Source organism: Blastococcus jejuensis, assembly GCF_039534705.1.
GTDB classification, from domain to species: domain Bacteria; phylum Actinomycetota; class Actinomycetes; order Mycobacteriales; family Geodermatophilaceae; genus Blastococcus_B; species Blastococcus_B jejuensis.
Window position 1 is genome coordinate 275,061 of sequence record NZ_BAAAVV010000006.1, and the last position, 17,800, is coordinate 292,860.

Annotated in this window: 21 protein-coding genes; 12 read left to right on the forward strand and 9 right to left on the reverse strand. The window is 73.4% G+C overall.

Annotated elements, in window-relative coordinates:
* The first annotated feature begins 28 nt into the window (after positions 1-28).
* Both ABD644_RS14655 and ABD644_RS14660 read left to right on the forward strand, forming a co-directional pair.
* Entirely contained in the window at positions 29-739 is a 711-nt protein-coding gene (locus tag ABD644_RS14655; RefSeq protein ID WP_344689676.1) for an AzlC family ABC transporter permease, read from the forward strand.
* On the forward strand, positions 736-1,053 hold the full coding sequence (locus ABD644_RS14660) for an AzlD domain-containing protein (RefSeq protein WP_344689677.1): 318 nt from the start codon (positions 736-738) through the stop codon (positions 1,051-1,053). The genes ABD644_RS14655 and ABD644_RS14660 overlap by 4 nt, the downstream gene beginning before the upstream one ends.
* A gap of 45 nt (positions 1,054-1,098) precedes the next feature.
* On the opposite strand, the gene ABD644_RS14665 is transcribed toward ABD644_RS14660, so the two are convergent.
* Entirely contained in the window at positions 1,099-1,581 is a 483-nt protein-coding gene (locus ABD644_RS14665) for a methylated-DNA--[protein]-cysteine S-methyltransferase (protein WP_344689678.1), read from the reverse strand.
* A 40-nt stretch (positions 1,582-1,621) separates the two neighbouring features.
* Between ABD644_RS14665 and ABD644_RS14670 the strand changes: the two genes are divergently transcribed.
* Entirely contained in the window at positions 1,622-2,113 is a 492-nt protein-coding gene (locus ABD644_RS14670; protein ID WP_344689679.1) for a P-loop nucleotide/nucleoside kinase family protein, read from the forward strand.
* Here ABD644_RS14670 and ABD644_RS14675 read toward each other — a convergent pair.
* Together ABD644_RS14675 and ABD644_RS14680 are read right to left on the reverse strand one after the other, a co-directional pair.
* Positions 2,106-2,621 (reverse strand): DUF1003 domain-containing protein, encoded by a 516-nt coding sequence (locus ABD644_RS14675; protein ID WP_344689680.1) that lies wholly within the window; start codon positions 2,619-2,621, stop codon positions 2,106-2,108. The genes ABD644_RS14670 and ABD644_RS14675 overlap by 8 nt on opposite strands.
* Complete coding sequence (locus tag ABD644_RS14680; RefSeq protein WP_344689681.1) at positions 2,614-3,852, reverse strand: magnesium transporter MgtE N-terminal domain-containing protein; 1,239 nt, start codon at positions 3,850-3,852, stop codon at positions 2,614-2,616. The genes ABD644_RS14675 and ABD644_RS14680 overlap by 8 nt, the downstream gene beginning before the upstream one ends.
* A 25-nt stretch (positions 3,853-3,877) precedes the next feature.
* Between ABD644_RS14680 and ABD644_RS14685 the strand changes: the two genes are divergently transcribed.
* From ABD644_RS14685 to ABD644_RS14695, 3 genes are all read left to right on the forward strand, one after another.
* Entirely contained in the window at positions 3,878-4,750 is an 873-nt protein-coding gene (locus ABD644_RS14685; RefSeq protein WP_344689682.1) for a PhzF family phenazine biosynthesis protein, read from the forward strand.
* Positions 4,747-5,727: a DMT family transporter gene (locus ABD644_RS14690; RefSeq protein WP_344689683.1), complete on the forward strand. Its 981-nt coding sequence runs from the start codon at positions 4,747-4,749 to the stop codon at positions 5,725-5,727. The genes ABD644_RS14685 and ABD644_RS14690 overlap by 4 nt, the downstream gene beginning before the upstream one ends.
* A gap of 156 nt (positions 5,728-5,883) precedes the next feature.
* Positions 5,884-6,837 carry an HpcH/HpaI aldolase/citrate lyase family protein gene (locus ABD644_RS14695; protein ID WP_344689684.1) on the forward strand — a complete coding sequence of 318 codons (954 nt, stop codon included), beginning with the start codon at positions 5,884-5,886 and terminating at the stop codon, positions 6,835-6,837.
* 73 nt (positions 6,838-6,910) lie between these two features.
* On the opposite strand, the gene ABD644_RS14700 is transcribed toward ABD644_RS14695, so the two are convergent.
* Positions 6,911-7,348, reverse strand: a complete 438-nt coding sequence (locus tag ABD644_RS14700) for a DUF4190 domain-containing protein (protein ID WP_344689685.1) — start codon at positions 7,346-7,348, stop codon at positions 6,911-6,913.
* Positions 7,349-7,469: 121 nt separating this feature from the next.
* Here ABD644_RS14700 and ABD644_RS14705 point away from each other — a divergent pair, with 121 nt between their 5' ends.
* On the forward strand, positions 7,470-8,669 hold the full coding sequence (locus ABD644_RS14705; RefSeq protein ID WP_344689686.1) for an acyl-CoA dehydrogenase family protein: 1,200 nt from the start codon (positions 7,470-7,472) through the stop codon (positions 8,667-8,669).
* A 72-nt stretch (positions 8,670-8,741) separates the two neighbouring features.
* Complete coding sequence (locus tag ABD644_RS14710; protein WP_344689687.1) at positions 8,742-9,695, forward strand: NAD(P)-dependent alcohol dehydrogenase; 954 nt, start codon at positions 8,742-8,744, stop codon at positions 9,693-9,695.
* A gap of 37 nt (positions 9,696-9,732) precedes the next feature.
* Here ABD644_RS14710 and ABD644_RS14715 read toward each other — a convergent pair whose 3' ends face one another.
* The 4 genes from ABD644_RS14715 to ABD644_RS14730 are packed head-to-tail and all read right to left on the reverse strand — an operon-like array spanning position 9,733 to position 12,862.
* Complete coding sequence (locus ABD644_RS14715; RefSeq protein WP_344689688.1) at positions 9,733-10,524, reverse strand: ABC transporter permease; 792 nt, start codon at positions 10,522-10,524, stop codon at positions 9,733-9,735.
* A complete protein-coding gene (locus tag ABD644_RS14720; RefSeq protein ID WP_344689689.1) occupies positions 10,521-11,477 on the reverse strand; it encodes an ATP-binding cassette domain-containing protein in 957 nt (318 codons plus the stop codon). Before ABD644_RS14720 ends, ABD644_RS14715 begins: the two co-directional genes overlap by 4 nt.
* 33 nt (positions 11,478-11,510) lie before the next feature.
* On the reverse strand, positions 11,511-12,302 hold the full coding sequence (locus tag ABD644_RS14725; protein ID WP_344689690.1) for a DUF4097 family beta strand repeat-containing protein: 792 nt from the start codon (positions 12,300-12,302) through the stop codon (positions 11,511-11,513).
* Between the two features lie 41 nt (positions 12,303-12,343).
* Positions 12,344-12,862, reverse strand: coding sequence for a hypothetical protein (locus ABD644_RS14730; RefSeq protein ID WP_344689691.1), 519 nt, complete (start codon positions 12,860-12,862; stop codon positions 12,344-12,346).
* Between the two features lie 139 nt (positions 12,863-13,001).
* Between ABD644_RS14730 and ABD644_RS14735 the strand changes: the two genes are divergently transcribed.
* From ABD644_RS14735 to ABD644_RS14745, 3 genes are all read left to right on the forward strand, one after another.
* The gene (locus tag ABD644_RS14735) at positions 13,002-14,546 is read left to right on the forward strand and encodes an acetolactate synthase large subunit (RefSeq protein ID WP_344689692.1); all 1,545 of its coding nucleotides are present in this window, start codon (positions 13,002-13,004) and stop codon (positions 14,544-14,546) included.
* Between the two features lie 64 nt (positions 14,547-14,610).
* Positions 14,611-16,185 carry an esterase/lipase family protein gene (locus tag ABD644_RS14740; RefSeq protein WP_344689693.1) on the forward strand — a complete coding sequence of 525 codons (1,575 nt, stop codon included), beginning with the start codon at positions 14,611-14,613 and terminating at the stop codon, positions 16,183-16,185.
* Between the two features lie 41 nt (positions 16,186-16,226).
* Positions 16,227-16,742, forward strand: a complete 516-nt coding sequence (locus ABD644_RS14745; RefSeq protein ID WP_344689694.1) for an OsmC family protein — start codon at positions 16,227-16,229, stop codon at positions 16,740-16,742.
* A gap of 21 nt (positions 16,743-16,763) precedes the next feature.
* Here the strand turns inward: ABD644_RS14745 and ABD644_RS14750 are convergent, their stop codons facing one another.
* Entirely contained in the window at positions 16,764-16,901 is a 138-nt protein-coding gene (locus ABD644_RS14750) for a hypothetical protein (RefSeq protein WP_344689695.1), read from the reverse strand.
* Positions 16,902-17,073: 172 nt separating this feature from the next.
* On the opposite strand from ABD644_RS14750, the gene ABD644_RS14755 reads away from it, so the two are divergent.
* Positions 17,074-17,769, forward strand: coding sequence for a hypothetical protein (locus tag ABD644_RS14755; protein ID WP_344689696.1), 696 nt, complete (start codon positions 17,074-17,076; stop codon positions 17,767-17,769).
* Positions 17,770-17,800 lie beyond the last annotated feature (31 nt).

Genomic DNA, 17,800 nt, shown 5'->3' on the forward strand with positions numbered 1-17,800 from the left:
GCCGGCGGCGCCTCGTTAGCCTCGCTCCGTGTCCGCCGCCTGCACCGCGACCCTGCGCGACGCCCTCGGGCTCGGGCTGGCGGTAGGCCTCTACGGCGCGGCATTCGGTGCGGCCGCCGACGCGGCCGGGCTGACCACGTGGCAGGCGATGACCATGTCGCTGCTCATGTTCACGGGCGCCTCGCAGTTCGCGCTGGTCGGCGTCCTCGGCGCCGGCGGTAGCGCGCTGGCCGCCGTCGGCAGCGCCCTGCTGCTCGGCACCCGCAACACCGTCTACGGCGTCCGCCTGGTCCCGCTGCTGCGGCCGCACGGGGTGCTGCCCCGGATCGCGACGGCGCACTGGGTCATCGACGAGACGACCGCGCTGGCCATCGCCGCGCCTGACCGGAAGCTGGCCCGGCTGGCGTTCCTCGTCGGCGGCGCGTCGATCTTCCTCACCTGGAACCTGACGACGGTCATCGGCGCGCTCGGCGCGGCCGCGCTCAGCGGTGCGGCGCTGGCGGCGCTCGACGCCGTCGTCCCCGCGGCCTTCCTCGCGCTGCTCTGGCCGCGGCTGCGAAGGAGCTTCCCGGAGGCGGCCGTGCAGCGCCGGGTCGCGGTGGGCGGCGCGGTCGTCGCGCTCGCGCTCACCCCGTTCGTCCCGGCCGGCGTGCAGGTCATCGCCGCCGTGGTCGCGGTCGGTCTGGCCGGCCGGCCGCGCCCGACCCCCCGCCCCACTCCCGAGCAGGAGATGGCATGACGGGCACCGCGCTGTGGGCGACCGTGGTCGCGGGCTCGCTCGGGTGCTACCTGCTGAAACTGGCCGGGTTGTCGGTGCCGGCCGCCTGGGTGGAGCAGCCGTGGGTCGCGCGGATCGTCGACTTCGTGCCGGCGGCATTGCTGGCCGCGCTGGTGGCGGTGCAGGCGCTCACCTCGGGCAACGACCTCGTCGTCGACGGCCGGCTGGCCGGGCTGACGGTCGCGGCCCTGGCCCTGGCGCTGCGCGCGCCGTTCATCGTGGTGCTGATCCTGGCCGGCGCCGCCGGGGCCCTCGTCCACGCCGTGGCCGGCTGAGGACCGACCGCCGACCCACCGTCGTCCCCGGACGGCGGAGACTCGTCAGAACAGCCGGTCGGCCCGCTGCTCGAGGTCGAGCAGGAACCGCTTGCGCGGCAGTCCGCCGCCGAAGCCGACCAGGGTGCCGTCGGCGCCGATCACCCGGTGGCAGGGCACGACGACGGCCAGCGGGTTGCGCCCGTTCGCCGCGCCGACCGCCTGGGCGCCGCCCGGTTCACCGACGGCCTTCGCGACGTAGCCGTAGGAGCGCGTCTCGCCGTACGGGATGCGGGTCAGCTGGTCCCAGACCGCCAGCTCGAAAGCGCTGCCGTGCGGCCGCAGGGGCAGGTCGAACGTCGTCCGCTCGCCGGCGAAGTACTCGCCGAGCTGGCGGACGACGTCGCCGAACCCCACGTCGGACCGGTCGCCCAGCTCGTCGGGATCGAGGTGCGCCGGTGGGGACATCGCCAGCCGCACCAGCTCGCCGCCCTCCCGGACGACGGTCAACGGACCGATGGGTGATGGCACCACGGTGTGCGTGCGCATGCCGCGCAGTCTGCCGCGGGGGGACGACAGGATGGACGGCGTGCTGTTGCTCCTGGGCGGGCTGCCCGGTGTCGGCAAGACGACCCTCGCGCGCGAGATCTCCCGCCGGACCGGTGCTGCGCACGTGCGCATCGACGCGCTGGAGGCGGGCTTGGTCGACCTCGGGCTGGTCGCTCCGGGCGAGCTGGGCGCCGCCGGCTACGGGCTGGCGCTGAGCGTCGCCGACACATTGCTCTCCGGTGGCTCGGACGTGGTGGTCGACGCCGTCTTCCCGGTCGCCGCGAGCCGGGAACCGTGGACCGCGCTCGCCGCGCGCCACGGCGTCCCCGCGGTGTGGGTGCGCCTGGTCTGCAGCGACACGGACGAGCACCGGCGGCGGGTGGAGCAGCGCACGAGCGACCTGCCGGGGCTGGTCTACCCGGACTGGGTCGGCGTGGTCGCGCGGGAGGTCGACGACTGGACCGAGCCGCACGTCGTCGTCGACACGGCGGCCGGGGACCCGCTGGCGGCGATCGAGCGCGCGCTCAGCTGACCGCGTCGCGCTTCTTCTTCGACTTCTTCTCGCGCTTCTCGCCGTCCTCGTCGCCGTCGAGGATGCGGGTGAGCTCGCCGCGGATGAAGTCGCGGGTGGCCAGCTCGCCGACGGCGACCCGCAGCGAGGCCAGCTCGCGGGCCAGGTACTCGGTGTCGGCGCGCATGGAGGCCGCTCGGGCGCGGTCCTCCTCGGCCTGCACGCGGTCGCGGTCGGCCTGGCGGTTCTGCGCCAGCAGGATCAGCGGCGCGGCGTAGGCGGCCTGCGTGGAGAACGCCAGGTTGAGCAGGATGAACGGGTACGGGTCCCACCGCAGCCGCACCGCCGCGACGTTCAGCGTGATCCAGACGATCACGATGATCGTCTGGACGGCGAGGAACCGCCCGGTCCCGAGGAACCGGGCGATCCCCTCGGCGAACTGGCCGACGGCGTCGGGGTTCAGCCGCAGGAAGCTCGTGACGCTGCGGGTCCGGCTCCGGGGGACGTCGAGGCGCTGCCGGTCAGCCACGGCGGGCCCGCTCGCGCCAGTCGTCGGGCAGCAGGTGGTCGAGGACGTCGTCGACGCTCACCGCGCCCACGAGCCGGCCCTGCGCGTCGACGACCGGCGCGGCGACCAGGTTGTAGGTCGCGAAGTACCGGGTGACCTCGGCCAGCGGGGCCTCCGGCTTGAGCGGCTCGAGGTCGTCGAGGATGCCGCTGACCAGGGACGACGGCGGCTCGCGCAGCAGGCGCTGGATGTGCGCCAGGCCGAGGTAGCGGCCGGTCGGCGTCGCGGACGGCGGCCGGCACACGTACACCTGGCTGGCCAGGGACGGCGTCAGCTCCGGCTCGCGCACCCGCGCCAGCGCCTCGGCGATCGTCGCGTCGGGGGAGAGGATCACCGGCTCGCTGGTCATGATCCCGCCGGCGGTGTCCTCCGAGTACTTCAGCAGCTGGCGCACCGGCTCGGCCTCGTCGGGCTCCATCAGCTCGAGCAGCCGGTTGCGGTCGACGTTGGACAGCTCGGCGAGCAGGTCGGCGGCGTCGTCGGGGTCCATCGCCTCCAGGACGTCGGCCGCCCGGCGCTCTTCCAGCGTCCCGAGGATGGTGATCTGCTCGGCCTCGGGCAGCTCGCCGAGCACGTCGGCCAGCCGCTCGTCGTCGAGCGCCTCGGCCACCTCGTGCCGGCGCTTGATCGGCAGCTCCTGCAGGGCGTGCGCGACGTCGGCGGCGTTGAGCTCGCGGTAGGTGGCGATCAGCGTCTCGGCGCCCTGCCCGCTCTGCGGGAGACCCAGCCCGTCGGCCTCGTCCCAGGCCAGCTGGTGCAGCTGACCGCGGCGGCCGAGCCGTCCGGGCTCCTGGACGGCGACACGGGTGAGGGCCCAGTCGCCGGTGCGGGTCTGCTCGATGCCGGCGTCGACGACGTGCGCGGGCTTGCCCGATTCGAGGATGCGGACCGTCCGGTCGAGCAGCTCGCCGAGCACCAGCGTCTCGCCGGCCCGCTGCTCGAAGCGCTTGAGGTTGATGGTGCCGCTCGCGAGCATCACCGCGCCCGGGTCGATGGCGGTCACCCGGCCCATCGGCACGAAGATCCGGCGGCGGGCGACCACCTCCACGACCAGGCCGAGCACCCGCGGCGCGGCGGTGCCCACGCGCAGGGCCACGACGACGTCGCGGACCTTGCCGACCCGGTCCCCGTTGGGGTCGAAGACGGTCAGTCCGGCGAGCCGGGAGACGTACGCCCTGGTCGCCGTGGTCATGGTTGCGAAGGCTACCGTCGGCGCCGTGAGCGGCCCTGAATTCCTGGAGTACGAGGTCGTCGACGTGTTCGCGCCGCGGGCGTTCGCCGGCAACCCGCTCGCCGTGGTGTTCGGCGCGGACCACCTGTCCACCGAGCAGTGCCAGGCGCTCGCGTTCGAGTTCCACCTCTCGGAGACCTCGTTCCTGTCGGCCCCCACCGAGCCGGGCGTCGACTACCGGGTGCGGATCTTCACCCCGTTCGCCGAGCTGCCCTTCGCCGGCCACCCGAGCGTCGGGGCGGCCCACACGCTGGTCCGCACCGGCCGGCTGCCCGCCGGCACGGTGCGGCAGGAGTGCGGGGTCGGCGTGCTCGACCTGGTGGTGGACGGCGCGGGCGCGACCCTCACCGGGGGCGAGCCGAGCCTGGGCCACGAGCGCCCGGCCGGCGGGCTGGCGGCGGCGCTCAGCCTGGCCGTCGACGACGTGGCCGGGACGCCCGCGCACCTGGCCGGCTGCGGCCTGCCGTTCACCTACCTCGCCGTCCGGGGGCCGGAGGTCGTCGACCACGCCGTCCCCGACCACGCCGCGCTCGACACCCTGGGCGTGGGCGAGGGCGTCTCCGTGCTGTCGTGGGACGCCGACACCGCCACCGCCTACGCGCGGGTATTCGCCGGCGACCTGCGCTGGGACGAGGACCCGGCCACCGGGTCCGCCGCGCTCGGCACCGGGGTGTGGCTGGTCGCCACCGGGCTGCTGCCCGGCGAGGGGACGTCGACGTACACGGTGCGGCAGGGCGAGAAGCTGGGCCGCCCCTCGGTGCTGTCCTGCACCGTCACCGCGGCCGAGGGCCGGGCCGTGTCGGCGACCGTGCAGGGCGACGTCGTCCCGATCGCGAGCGGCCGGATCCGCCTGCCATGAAGGACCCTCCTGCCCCCCACCGCTCGCAAGCTCGCGGCGGGCCCCTGCAGGAGGGCCACAGAGCCGCCAGATCAGCGTGGGAGCTGCACCGCCCGGGCGGCCGCGACACGGCGCTCATTGCGATCGCCGTCGTCGGCATCTCCCTGTCCGGCCCGCTGACCGCGCTGGTGGCCGCGCCGGCCCTGGCCATCGCGTTCTGGCGCAACGCGGCGGGCGCGGCGGTGCTGCTGCCCGTGCTCCTGACCCGCGAGCGGTCGACGCTGACCGGTCTGCGGTTGCGTGATCTGCGCAGCTCCGCGGTCGCCGGGCTGTTCCTCGCGGCGCACTTCGCGGCGTGGCTGCCCAGCCTGACGATGACGACGGTGGCGGCCTCGATCGCCCTGGTCACCACCACCCCGATCTGGACGGCGCTGGCCGCGCGGATCGCCGGCGTGCGGCTGCCCGCCGCGGTGTGGTGGGGGCTCGTACTCGCCGTGGTCGGTGCGGCGCTGATCGCGGGCGTGGACTTCACGGTCAGCAGGGAGGCGGTGACGGGCGACGCGCTGGCGCTGCTCGGGGCCATCGCGGCCGGCGGGTACGTGCTGGCCGGCGCCCGGGCACGGGAGCGGCTGGCGACCTCGGCGTACACCGTCGTCTGCTACTCGGTGTGCGCCGTCGTCCTGGCCGTCGCGGCGGTGCTGTTCGACGTGCAGCTGGTGGGCCTCAGCACGCGTGACTGGCTCCTGATCGCGGCCATCACCGTCGTCGCCCAGCTGCTCGGACACACCCTGCTCAACCTGGTGCTCTCCTCGGTGGGTCCGACCGTCGTGAGTCTCGCCGTCCTGCTGGAGGTGCCGGGCTCGCTGATCGTGGCGCTGGTCCTGCTGGGGCAGGCGCCGCCGCTGCTGGCGCTGCCCGGCATGGCCGCCGTCGTCGTCGGGGTGGCGCTGGTCGTGCGGGCGTCGCGGCCGACCACCCTGGTCGAGCAGGCCACGTAGCTCCGCTCCCGTTGATCATCGGATTCGTGCACGGGACACGCGGTGACGCGCCAGTGGAGCGTGCACGGCTCCGATGATCAACTCCGGATGAGCGGGTGTCCGGCGTCGTGGTTACCCTCCGGTAGCTGACGAACGTCGTTCATGAAGAGAGGCACCGTGGCCGAGCTCCGATCCCGTCGTTCCAACCTCGCCGTCCCGGGCAGCAACCCCCGGTTCCTGGAGAAGGCCAAGGGCCTGGGAGCCGACCAGGTCTTCCTCGACCTCGAGGACGCGTGCGCACCGCTGGCCAAGCCCAGTGCCCGCAAGAACATCGTCGCGGCACTGAACGAGGGCGGCTGGGGCGACAAGATCCGCACGGTCCGGGTCAACGACTGGACGACGGAGTGGACCTACCACGACGTGATCGAGGTCGTCGGCGGCGCCGGCGCCGAGCTCGACTGCATCATGCTGCCGAAGGTGGCCGACGCCGCCCAGGTCAAGGCGCTGGACATGCTGCTGACCCAGATCGAGAAGAGCGAGGGGCTCGAGGTCGGCCGGATCGGCATCGAGGCGCAGATCGAGACGGCGCAGGGCCTGATCAGCGTCAACGACATCGCCTTCGCCAGCCCGCGGATCGAGACCATCATCTTCGGCCCGGCCGACTTCATGGCCTCGATCAACATGAAGTCGCTCGTGGTCGGCGCCCTGCACCCCGACTACGCGGGGGACCCGTTCCACTACATCCTCATGCAGATCCTGATGGCCGCCCGTGCCCGTGGCGTGCAGGCGATCGACGGCCCGTTCCTCCAGGTGCGCGACGTCGAGGCGTTCAAGGAGGTCGCGAAGCGCTCCGCCGTCCTCGGCTTCGACGGCAAGTGGGTGCTGCACCCCGGCCAGGTCGACGCGGCCAACGAGATCTACTCGCCGTCGCAGGAGGACTACGACCACGCCGAGCTGATCCTCGACGCCTACGAGTGGGCGACGTCGGAGAAGGGCGGCAAGAAGGGCTCGGCGATGCTCGGCGACGAGATGATCGACGAGGCCAGCCGCAAGATGGCGCTGGTCATCGCCGGCAAGGGCCGCGCCGCCGGCATGGAGCGGACGTCGTCCTTCACGCCCCCCGAGGAGTGACCCCCCGGGCAACGGAAGCTTTGCCTGCGTCCTGGGAGCCAGAGCGCAGGTAGAGCTTCCATTGCCGGGGGCTTCACGGGCCGAAGCTGCCGGTGATCGACGCGAAGGCGATGATCCAGAACAGGATGATCAGCACGTAGATGCCGGTGAAGATCGAGCCGACGATGATGCCGGCCAGCGCGAGGCCGTCACCCTCCTCGCGGGTCTCCCGGATCTGCTTGCGGGCCATCACGCCGAGCACGATCCCGGCGGGCGCGAACACGAACGCGAACACCAGCGCGAGGATCGCCATCGTGTTGGTGGGCGGCCGGTAGAACGCCGGCGGGTACCCCGGCGGCCCGTATCCCGGCGGCGGGTACCCGGGCGGGGGGCCGTAGCCCGGGGGAGGCCCGTAGCCCGGAGGAGGCCCGGAGCCGGGAGGTGGCGCGTACCCGGGCGGCGGCCCGGCCGGGGCCGGGGGCGGTGCGGCCGGTGGGTCGCCCCGGTAGAGGCCGTCGTCTCCAGTGCTCACCGGGCGCACGCTAGACGGCGGGGGCCGCTGCCGTGACCAGGCACACCCTGAGCGCGGCGCCGTCGTGGCCCATACTCACCGGTAACCACGGACACCGGAGTCCCCCGAGGAGCGCATCCAGATGACTCGCCTGGCGCAGACCGCCGACCTGACCGACATCCAGCGGGAGATCCTGTCGACGGTCAGGAGCTTCGTCGACAAGGAGATCATCCCGAACGCGCAGGAGCTCGAGCACGGCGACATCTATCCCCAGGAGATCGTCGACGGGCTCAAGGAGCTGGGCATCTTCGGGCTGACGATCCCCGAGGAGTTCGGCGGTCTCGGCGAGTCGCTGCTGACCTACGCCCTCGTCGTCGAGGAGATCGCGCGCGGCTGGATGAGCGTCTCCGGCGTCATCAACACGCACTTCATCGTCGCCTACATGATCATCCAGCACGGCACGCAGGAGCAGAAGGAACGCTTCCTGCCGCGGATGGCCACCGGCGAGGTGCGTGGCGCCTTCTCGATGTCCGAGCCGGGTCTGGGGTCCGACGTGGCGGGCATCCGCACGAAGGCCACCAAGGGCGCCGACGGCGACTACACGATCGACGGCCAGAAGATGTGGCTGACCAACGGTGGCAGCTCCACGCTCGTCGCGGCGCTGGTCCGCACCGATGAGGGCGCCGAGAAGGCCCACCAGAACCTGACCACGTTCCTCGTCGAGAAGCCCACCGGCTTCGGCGAGGTCGTCCCCGGGCTCACCATCCCCGGCAAGATCGACAAGATGGGTTACAAGGGCGTCGACACGACCGAGCTCATCTTCGACGGCTACCAGGCCAAGGCCGAGGACATCCTCGGCGGCCTGCCCGGCCGCGGCTTCTCCCAGATGATGGACGGCGTCGAGGTCGGCCGGGTCAACGTGGCCGCCCGGGCCTGCGGCATCTCGATCCGGGCCTTCGAGCTGGCCATCCAGTACGCGCAGCAGCGGGAGACCTTCGGCAAGCCGATCGCGCAGCACCAGGCGATCGCCTTCCAGCTCGCCGAGATGGCCACCAAGGTCGAGGCCGCGCACGCCCTGATGGTCAAGGCCGCCCGGCTCAAGGACTCCGGGGAGCGCAACGACGTCGAGGCCGGCATGGCCAAGCTGCTGGCCAGCGAGTACTGCGCCGAGGTGACCACCCAGTCCTTCCGCATCCACGGCGGCTACGGCTACTCCAAGGAGTACGAGATCGAGCGGCTCATGCGCGAGGCGCCGTTCCTGCTCATCGGCGAGGGCACCAGCGAGATCCAGAAGACGATCATCAGCCGCGGTCTGCTCAAGACGTACGCGCTGAAGCGCTGACGCCCGGGCGCTGACGGCGGCCCGGACCGGGGCCCTCGGCCGCTAGGTTCCGACCATGGCCGGGGAGCCCCCGTGAGGGCCGTCGTGTACGACCGGTACGGCGCGCCCGACGTGCTGCGCGTCGAGGACGTCCCGGTGCCGGAGCCCGCGGCGGGGCAGGTGCGGCTGAAGGTCGCCGCGACCTCGCTCAACCTCAGCGACTGGGAGGCCCTGACCGGCTCCCCGGGTTACGCCCGCCTCGGCGGGCTGCGGGCTCCGCGCCGTCGCACGCTCGGGTCGGACGTCGCCGGCTGGGTGGACGCCGTCGGCGAGGGCGTCACCCGGTTCGCGCCCGGCGACGAGGTGTACGGCGACAACCTGGGCCTGCTGGGCGGGTTCGCCGAGTACGCGGTGGCGCCGCAGACGGCGCTGGCGCGCAAGCCGGCGGAGCTGACCTTCGCACAGGCGTCGACCGTCCCGCAGGCCGGTGCGATCGCGGAGAAGGGCACCCGGGCGGTGTCGGCCGGTCAGCGGGTGCTGATCAACGGTGCCGGCGGCGGGTCGGGCACCTTCGCCATCCAGCTCGCCAAGCGACTCGGCGCGCACGTGACCGGTGTCGACAACGCCGGCAAGCTCGACTTCATGCGCTCGCTCGGGGCGGACGAGGTGATCGACTACCGCACCGCCGACTTCACCCGCCGCGGCCCCTACGACCTGATCCTCGACCTGGTCGCGTACCGCTCGGTGTTCGCCTATCGCCGGGCGCTGGCCCGGGGCGGCAGGTACCGGTGCGTCGGCGGCACGGTGCGGTCGCTGCTGCGGGTGCTGACCGTCGGCACCGTGGCCGGGCTGGTCACCGGCCGCAGCCTCGGTGTGCTCGTCGTGCAGCAGGGGCCGGCCCACTTCGAGGCGATGGCCGCCCGCTGCGCCGCAGGTGAGATCGATGTGCACATCGACCGGACATTCGGTCTGGACGACGTCCCCGCAGCGCTGGCCTACCTGGGGGAGGGGCGAGCCTGCGGCAAGGTCGTGGTGGAGATCGCCTGACCTCGCCGGGAGGCGCTGACATCGCGTCGTCCTGAGGTCAGCGGGCGGGACGGCGGTCGTAGCTGGAGCGCGCCCAGAGGTAGCCGGCCAGGGCGATGGCGGCGCACCAGGCCACGGCCTGGACGGCGCTGCTGCCGATCGCGCTGCCGGTGAGCAGGCCGCGCAGGGTGTCGATCATCGGCGTGAACGGCTGGTACTCGGCGAACCAGCGCAGCCCAGCGGGCATCGACTCGGTCGGGACGAAGCCGCTGCCGAGGAACGGCAGCAGGACCAGCGGCATGGGCAGGTTGCTCGCGCCCTCGACGCTCTTGGCCGCCAGTCCCATGGCCACCGACAGCCAGGACAGGGCGAAGCTGACCAGCACCAGGACGCCGGCCACCGCGAGCCACTCGAGGGCGCCGGCGTCGGGCCGGAAACCGATCAGCAGCGCCACGGCGACCACGAAGGCCAGGCCGATCATCGTCTGGACCACCGCGCCGACCACGTGCCCGGTGAGCACCGAGGCCCGGGCGATCGACATCGTCCGGAAGCGGGCGATGATGCCCTCGTTCATGTCCATGGCGACCGTGATCGCGGTGCCCTGCGCCGCGGAGGCGATCGCGAGCACGAGCATGCCGGGGGTCAGGAAGTCGGCGTACTCGGCGCGCCCGCCCGACACCCCACCCAGGCCGGCCCCGAGCGTGCCGCCGAAGACGTAGACGAACAGCAGCAGCAGCACGATCGGGATGCCCGCGACCATGAGGGTCAGGACGGGGTAGCGGACGGCGTGCTTGAGATTGCGCCGCAGCATCGTCCGGGAGTCGCCGATGGTGGAGGCGAGCGTGGTCATGGCGTGGGCACCTTCTCGTCGGGAGTCGGGCGGCCGGTGAGGGCCAGGAAGACGTCGTCCAGGTCGGGGGTGTGCACCGTCAGCACGGCGACCTCGACGGCGGCGTCGTCGAGCCGGGCGAGCAGGGTCCGGAGGGCCCGCACGCTGCCGTCGCCGGGGATCTCCAGCGCCAGCGCCGCGGGGTCGCCGATGTCCACGCCGAGCGCGCGGGCGGCCCGGTCGAGCGCGTCGTCGTCGTCGAACTGGAGCCGGAGGTGGCCTCCGGGGACCAGCCGCTTGAGCTCCTCGGCGCTGCCCTCGGCGACCAGCCGGCCGCCGTCCAGGACGCCGATCCGGTCGGCCAGCTGGTCGGCCTCCTCCAGGTACTGGGTGGTGAGCAGGACGGTGACGCCGTCGGCCACCAGGCCCCGGATGACGTCCCACACCGCCCGGCGGCTGCGCGGGTCGAGCCCGGTGGTCGGCTCGTCGAGGAAGACGATGCGCGGGTCGCCCATCAGGCCCATGGCGAGGTCGAGCTTGCGACGCATCCCGCCGGAGTAGGTGGCCGGTGAGGTCGCCGCCGCCTCGACGAGGTCGAAGCGCTCGAGCAGGTCGGCCGCCCGGCGCTCGCCCTCGCGCCGTCCCAGGTGGTACAGGTCGGCCATGAGCCGCAGGTTCTCGGCGCCGGTCAGCAGGTTGTCGACCGCGGTGGACTGGCCGGTCACGGCGATCGCGGCGCGCACGGCGCCTGGCTCGGTGGCGACGTCTGCCCCGCCCACGCGGACGGTGCCGGCGTCGGCGGGGGAGAGCGTGGACAGGATGTCGACGATCGTCGTCTTCCCCGAGCCGTTCGGGCCCAGGAGGGCGAAGACGGTGCCCTCGGCGACGGTCAGGTCGAGGCCGTCGAGGACGACGTTGCTGCCGAACGCCTTGCGCAGGCCGTCGACCTCGATGGCGGGTGTCCTGGATGACATCGTTCGTTCCTCTCGGCGGTCGGCGGTCGGTGGTCAGGCGCGGCGGATGACGACGTCGCCGTAGGCGGTGCGCGCCCGGATCTCGACCGTCTCCTCGGCGTCGTCGGGGCCCGCGGTCGGCGCGAGCAGGTTGCGGACGCGGCCGCTGCCGGCGGCCACGTCGAGCCAGGCGGCCGTGCCCTCACAGACCCCGGCCTCGACCGAGCCGTAGGCGGTCTCGAGCACGAGGGAGCCGCGGACGGCCGAGCCGATGCGCACCTCGCCGTACTTGGTGGATGCGGCGACCGACCCCATCGCGCGGTCCACCGCGATGTCGCCGCACGCGGAGTCCAGCCGCAGGTCTCCGGCCGCCTCCCGGACGCGGACCTGCCCGTAGGAGGTGCCGGCGTCGGCCTCGCCGTCCACGGTGGCCACGGTGATGTCACCGGCCGTCGTCCGGGCGTGCAGGGCGGAGGCGTGCTCGACCCGGATGTCGCCGTACTTCGTGTCGACCCGGACGCCGCCGAGCCGGCCCTCGCAGTCGACGTCACCGGCAGTGGAGGCGACCTCGATCCGGGAGCCCGTGGGCAGCGACACGTCGATCTCGACGCTCGGCATGCCGCCGAAGAAGTGCAGCCGCGGCCGTCGGGGGGAGCTGATCAACAGCTTGCCTGCGACGTGCTCGACCCGGGTCTGCTCGGCGGCCTGCACGTCGGCGGAGCTGCGCGGGTTGCTGGGGCGCACGTCCACGACGGTGTCGGTGCGGTCGGAGGCGATCACCCGCACCGAGCCGCCCGCGACGTCGACGCGGGCGTGGACGGGGGCCGGGGTGTCGAACGTCGGCATGGCAGCGGACCTCCGGGTGAGGGGACGGGCGGACGGCGGGGTCATCGGACCCAGCCGGAGTACTGCTGGCCGGACCACCGGTTGCGGCGTCGTTCCGAGGACGCTCCGGGCGTCGGCGACTCCACGGCGCGGGTGACGGCGCGGACCAGCCAGGTGTTGACCGAGAACCCCTCGCGCCCCGCCGCGTCCTCCACCCGCGTCTTCAACTGCTCGGGGAGGCGCAGCGTGATCCGCGACGTGGCGCCCTCGTCGGCGTCCGGGGCCGGGGCGGCCGGCGGCTCGTCGGCGGGCCCTCCGACGGGCTCCTGGTCGGACGGCGACGGGAGGGTGACCACGAAGCCGATGTCGCCGCCCCGCAGCCGGACGTCGACCGCGCCGGGGGCCAGCTGGCTGGTGATCTCCTCGGCCGCCGTCGACAGGGCGCTGAGCAGTGCGAGCCGGAGCGACGCCTCGAGCGGCCCGGTGAGCCGGTCGGCCATCGTGCGTGCCTCGTCGCCGCCGACCTCCGCGGCCGCCACGAGCTCGCGGCGCAGCTGGTCGACGTAGGGGGAGAGATCCATGGCGTCACTATGACGTCAAAAAGACAGCACAGTCAAGCTTGAGTGGCAGCACGATGCCATCACCCCCGCTTTCGGTACCGAAAGCGGGGAGGGCGCGCTGGGGTCGCCGCCCGTGGCCGCCCGTGCGAGGGTCCCGATCATGAACGGCGCCCAGGCCCTCATCCGGACCCTCGTCGACGCCGGCGTGGACGTCTGCTTCGCCAACCCCGGCACCTCCGAGATGCACTTCGTCGCGGCGCTCGACGACGTCCCCGAGATGCGGGCGGTGCTCACCCTGTTCGAGGGCGTCGCCACCGGCGCGGCCGACGGCTACGCACGGATGGCCGGCCGCCCGGCGGCGACGCTGCTGCACCTCGGGCCGGGGCTGGCCAACGGGCTGGCCAACCTGCACAACGCGCGGCGCGGGCGGACGCCGCTGGTGAACGTCGTCGGCGACCACTCCCGCTCGCACAAGCGGCTCGACGCTCCGCTGGAGTCCGACATCGACGCCCTCGCCGGCACCGTGTCGGGCTGGGTGCGGCGCTCGCTCACCCCGGCCGACGTCGCCGCCGACGCCGCCGATGCGGTGGCGGCCGCCGCCTCGACCCGCTCGACGGCCACGCTCATCCTGCCCGCGGACGTCTCCTGGGAGGACGGCGCGGCGGTCGCGGCGCCCCGACCGGTGCGCCGCCCGCCGCGGGTCGGCATGGGCGAGGTCGAGGAGATCGCCGCCGTCCTGACCTCCGGCGAGCCGGCCGTCCTGTTCCTCGGCGGGGACGCCGTGTCCGAGGACGGTCTGCTCATGGCGGCGAAGATCGCCGCGGCCACCGGCGTGCGGCTCATGACCGAGACCTTCCCGGCGCGGACCACGCGCGGGGCCGGGCTGCCCGACGTCGCGCGGCTGCCCTACCCGCCGGAGCTGGCGATCGCCTCGCTGGCCGGCACGAAGCACCTCGTCCTGGTCGGCGCGCAGGCCCCGGTGCACTTCTTCGGCTACCCCGGCGTGCCCGGGCATCCGGTGCCGGAGGACTGCACCGTGCACGTGCTGTCCACGCCGGACGAGAGCAGCGTGTTCGCCCTCCGGGCGCTGGCCGCCGTCTCCGGGCCCGAGGCGGTGCCGGCGGTGCTGGAGCGGGAGCGGCCGGAGCTGCCGAGCGGGCCGCTGACCGCGCGCACCATGAACGCGGTGATCGGCGCGCTGCTGCCGGAGGGGGCGATCGTCGTCGACGAGGCGCTCACCTCCGGCGTCGGCCTGCACGAGCTGACCTCCGGTGCGCCGCGGCACGACTGGCTGTCGCTGACCGGTGGCGCGATCGGCGACGGGCTGCCGATGGCGCTCGGTGCCGCGATCGCCTGCCCCGACCGGCCGGTGATCGGCATCCAGGCCGACGGCAGCGCGATGTACACGATCTCGGCGCTGTGGAGCTACGCCCGCGAGCAGTGCGACATCACCACGATCATCTGCGACAACGGCTCGTACGCGATCCTCGAGCACGAGCTGTCGCGGGTCGGCGCTGCCGGCGACGGAGAGCGGGCCGCGAAGCTGCTCGACCTCGGCGGGCCCTCGCTCGACTTCGTCGCGCTCGCCACCGGCATGGGCGTGCCAGCGACGCGGGCGACGACGGCCGAGGAGCTCGCCGACCAGCTGCGGGCGGCGCTGGCCGAGCCGGGCCCGCACCTGATCGACGCGGTGCTGCGCGGGTAGCCCTTGACACCGTCCCTCCGCGACTGGGGGGATGGCGCCCATCGGTCTCAGGGGGACGGGCGTCATGGAGCTGCCGATCATCTACGTGCGCGGGTTCGCCGGCGGCGGCTCCGGGATCGACAAGGCGGTCGACGACCCGTTCTACGGCTTCAACGAGGGGGCCGTGCACGTCCGCGTGGGCAAGGACAGCACCCCGCGCTTCTACCAGTTCGAGAGCCCGATGCTCCGGCTGATCACCGAGCAGCACTACCGGCTCCTCGTGCACGGGAGCCAGGAGGCCTACCTCGACCGCACGCCGGACGGCGAGGTGCCGAGCAACAGCATCTGGGTGCACCGCTTCTACGACCAGGCGGCCTCCACCTTCGGCCAGGAGCCGCAGGCCTACGTCCTGGAGAAGGCCGCGCAGGACCTCTTCGAGTTCGTGCAGAAGGTCCGGCGGAAGACCGGCGCCCCGCGGGTCGACCTCGTCGCGCACTCGATGGGTGGGCTGATCTGCCGCTCGATGATCCAGCGGTTCATCCCCGAGCTGACCCGGCCCGCGAACGGGCCGCTGCGGCTCGATGCCGCCGTCGACCACGTCGAGCGCCTGTTCACCTACGGCACCCCGCACGGCGGGATCGAGTTCGGCATCGGCTTCGGCCTGCTCGAGAAGGCCCGCGACCTGATCAACATCAACGGCGCCGAGATCTTCGGGCCCGACCGCATGTACGACTACCTGACCCCCCGCGAGGACCCCGCCGTCCGCGGGGAACGACCCCGCGACTGGAACCCGGCGCGGATGCCCGCCGACGGGTTCCCGGTGCAGCGGGTGTTCTGCCTGGTCGGCACGAACCCCGAGGACTACGACGTCGCGCTCGGGCTCTCGTCGAAGGTCGTGGGGGCGCGCAGTGACGGCCTGGTGCAGATCGACAACGCCTACGTGCCCGACGCGCACCGCGCCTTCGTGCACCGCAGCCACAGCGGGCGCTACGGGCTGGTCAACTCCGAGGAGGGCTACCAGAACCTGCGCCGCTTCCTGTTCGGCGATCTCGAGGTGCGCGTCGAGCTGCACGACCGGCGGGTGCGCGGCGAGGAGGACGACGACATCGTGTGGCAGCTGGAGACCCAGCTGTCGATCCGCGGGCTGCCGATCGTCATGCACGAGCAGACGACGGCGCACCACTGCCCGGTGCAGATCGAGTGGCGGGCGCCGGAGGACACCGTCGATACTCCGGTGCCGTTGCTGACCACGTTCCTCGCGACCGCGGAACGCCCCCACGACGTGCGGACGGGGGAGATGGCGCCCACCGTCCGGCACGCCCTGCGGCTGCGCCTGCTCTCGATCCGGGAGAAGGGCGGGATCTTCGGGTTCTTCGACCACCTGGAGCAGACCGCGGACTTCGACGACACGCTCGTGGTCGACTTCCGGCCGCCCGAGGGCGCGGCTCCGGCGCAGGCCTGGGCCACCTGGAACTCGCAGCTGCCCGGCGCGATCCGGGACTGGCAGCCCGGCGACGCGCCGCCGCTCGCCGACGACGCGGCCGACGTGCCCGGGGTGTGGCGCGGCCGGGTCCCGCTGCCGGCGAGCGGCCAGGCGATCCTCGGCGACGGCGCGACGATCGTGCTCACCGTCAGCGGGCGGCCGCCGGCCGGTGGGTAGCCGCAGTGGCGCGTGATCGGCCGAGCGCTGACGATGACCGGATGGACGCCGCCGCGCTGCGGGAGCTGCAGGCCCCGCTGAAGCAGAAGTACCGCGACGACCCCGACACGGCCCGCGCGCACCTGCATGCCGAGGCCGCGTTCTCCGACGCCGGGATCACCTGCACGGTGCAGACGTGGGCCGGCCCGGCGCGCGCCGGGTTCCACCCCTACACCGGGGGCGACGGCAGCGACGCGTGCTCCGGCGACATGCTGTTGCAGGCGTTGCTGGCCTGCGCGGGCGTGACGATGCGCAGCGTCGCGACGGCGATGGGGGTCGAGGTGCGCGGGGGTCGATTGCGGGCGAGCACCGAGATGGACGCCCGGGGCACCCTCGGGATCTCCCGCGAGGCGCGGGTGGGACTCGGCGACATCGACGTCGTCGCCGATCTCGACACCGACGCCGACGACGCCACGCTGGCCAAGCTGGGGCAGCTGACCGAGCGCTACTGCGTCGTGGCCCAGTCCCTGTCCAGCCCGGTGCACCTCACGGTCCGGCGGGCCGGCGCGGCCGGGTGACGACCGCGCCGGCCGGCGCGGTCAGTGCTTCTTGGTGTGGGTCAGGTTCTCCATCTGGCTGGTCGTGTCCGTCTTGGCCTTGCGCTCGATCCGCTTCTCCTTGATCGACTTGCCGCTGGCCTTCTTGGTCATCGATTGTCGCGGGGACTTGTCACCCATGGTGTGCGCTCCCTGGTCGGGAGCCCGTGCAGCTCCGTGAGGCGACGCTACGCCCGTTTCGGTCGGATGCCGTCTCCGTCGCGCGGGCGAGCGGAGGATCGGCGGCTCGGCCGATGTGCGCGGGGGTCTCCCGGCGCGACCGTTGCCTCCTCGAACCGACCGAGGAGGAAGCGTGGCGCAGATCGACGCCGTCCCGTCCACACCGACCCGCACCGAGCCGACCGGGACCTCGGCCCTGGCCGCCCGTCGGTGGTTGCTGGTCGTGGCCCCGGCGCTGGCCGGGGCCCTGGCGGTCCTGGGTGCCGCAGCGGACCCGTACACGGGGGACGGCGCCGCTCTCTACGAGGCGTATGCCAACGACCCGGACTCCCTGCAGGTGAAGGCGCTCGCGTACCACGTCGCGTATCTGTTCTGGGGTCTGGCAGCGCTGCTGCTCGCCGGCCTGGTGCGCCGCCGCGGCAGTTGGATCGCCAACACGGCGGGCGCCCTCGCGCTGCTCGGACTCACCACGATGCCGGGGTTCGTGCTCGCCGACTTCTACGACTCCTCCATCGGCGCGCTGTTCGGCGTCGACGGCGCGCTGCAGGTGGAGGACCGCATGGAGGGCATGTGGGCGCTGGCCGTCCTGGCGTCCAGCGGGGCGCTCGGGCTGGTGCTGGCCCTCCCGGTGGCGGCGTTCGCGGCCTGGCGAGCCGGTCTGCTGGCCTGGTGGGGTGCGGTTGCCGCGACCGCCGGCATCGTCGTCGGCTTCTTCGTGCTCGGCCCCACGGTGGGCGCCGGCCTCGTGCTGACGGCGGGCTTCGTCGTCCTGTCCGTGGCGCTGGCGCGGGTCGACCGCGAGGCCTGGGCCGTTGCGCCGACCGCGTGACATGACGGGGCGGGGGGACCGTGGCGCGGCG

Bases quoted from the DNA above. Each gene is read 5' to 3' on its own strand.
- ABD644_RS14720 (WP_344689689.1), bottom strand. From the start codon at position 11,477: ATGTCATCCAGGACACCCGCCATCGAGGTCGACGGCCTGCGCAAGGCG.
- ABD644_RS14740 (WP_344689693.1), top strand. From the start codon at position 14,611: ATGGAGCTGCCGATCATCTACGTGCGCGGGTTCGCCGGCGGCGGCTCC.
- ABD644_RS14725 (WP_344689690.1), bottom strand. From the start codon at position 12,302: ATGCCGACGTTCGACACCCCGGCCCCCGTCCACGCCCGCGTCGACGTC.
- ABD644_RS14680 (WP_344689681.1), bottom strand. From the start codon at position 3,852: ATGACCACGGCGACCAGGGCGTACGTCTCCCGGCTCGCCGGACTGACC.
- ABD644_RS14730 (WP_344689691.1), bottom strand. From the start codon at position 12,862: ATGGATCTCTCCCCCTACGTCGACCAGCTGCGCCGCGAGCTCGTGGCG.
- ABD644_RS14750 (WP_344689695.1), bottom strand. From the start codon at position 16,901: ATGGGTGACAAGTCCCCGCGACAATCGATGACCAAGAAGGCCAGCGGC.
- ABD644_RS14660 (WP_344689677.1), top strand. From the start codon at position 736: ATGACGGGCACCGCGCTGTGGGCGACCGTGGTCGCGGGCTCGCTCGGG.
- ABD644_RS14745 (WP_344689694.1), top strand. From the start codon at position 16,227: ATGGACGCCGCCGCGCTGCGGGAGCTGCAGGCCCCGCTGAAGCAGAAG.
- ABD644_RS14705 (WP_344689686.1), top strand. From the start codon at position 7,470: ATGACTCGCCTGGCGCAGACCGCCGACCTGACCGACATCCAGCGGGAG.
- ABD644_RS14665 (WP_344689678.1), bottom strand. From the start codon at position 1,581: ATGCGCACGCACACCGTGGTGCCATCACCCATCGGTCCGTTGACCGTC.
- ABD644_RS14715 (WP_344689688.1), bottom strand. From the start codon at position 10,524: ATGACCACGCTCGCCTCCACCATCGGCGACTCCCGGACGATGCTGCGG.
- ABD644_RS14690 (WP_344689683.1), top strand. From the start codon at position 4,747: ATGAAGGACCCTCCTGCCCCCCACCGCTCGCAAGCTCGCGGCGGGCCC.
- ABD644_RS14735 (WP_344689692.1), top strand. From the start codon at position 13,002: ATGAACGGCGCCCAGGCCCTCATCCGGACCCTCGTCGACGCCGGCGTG.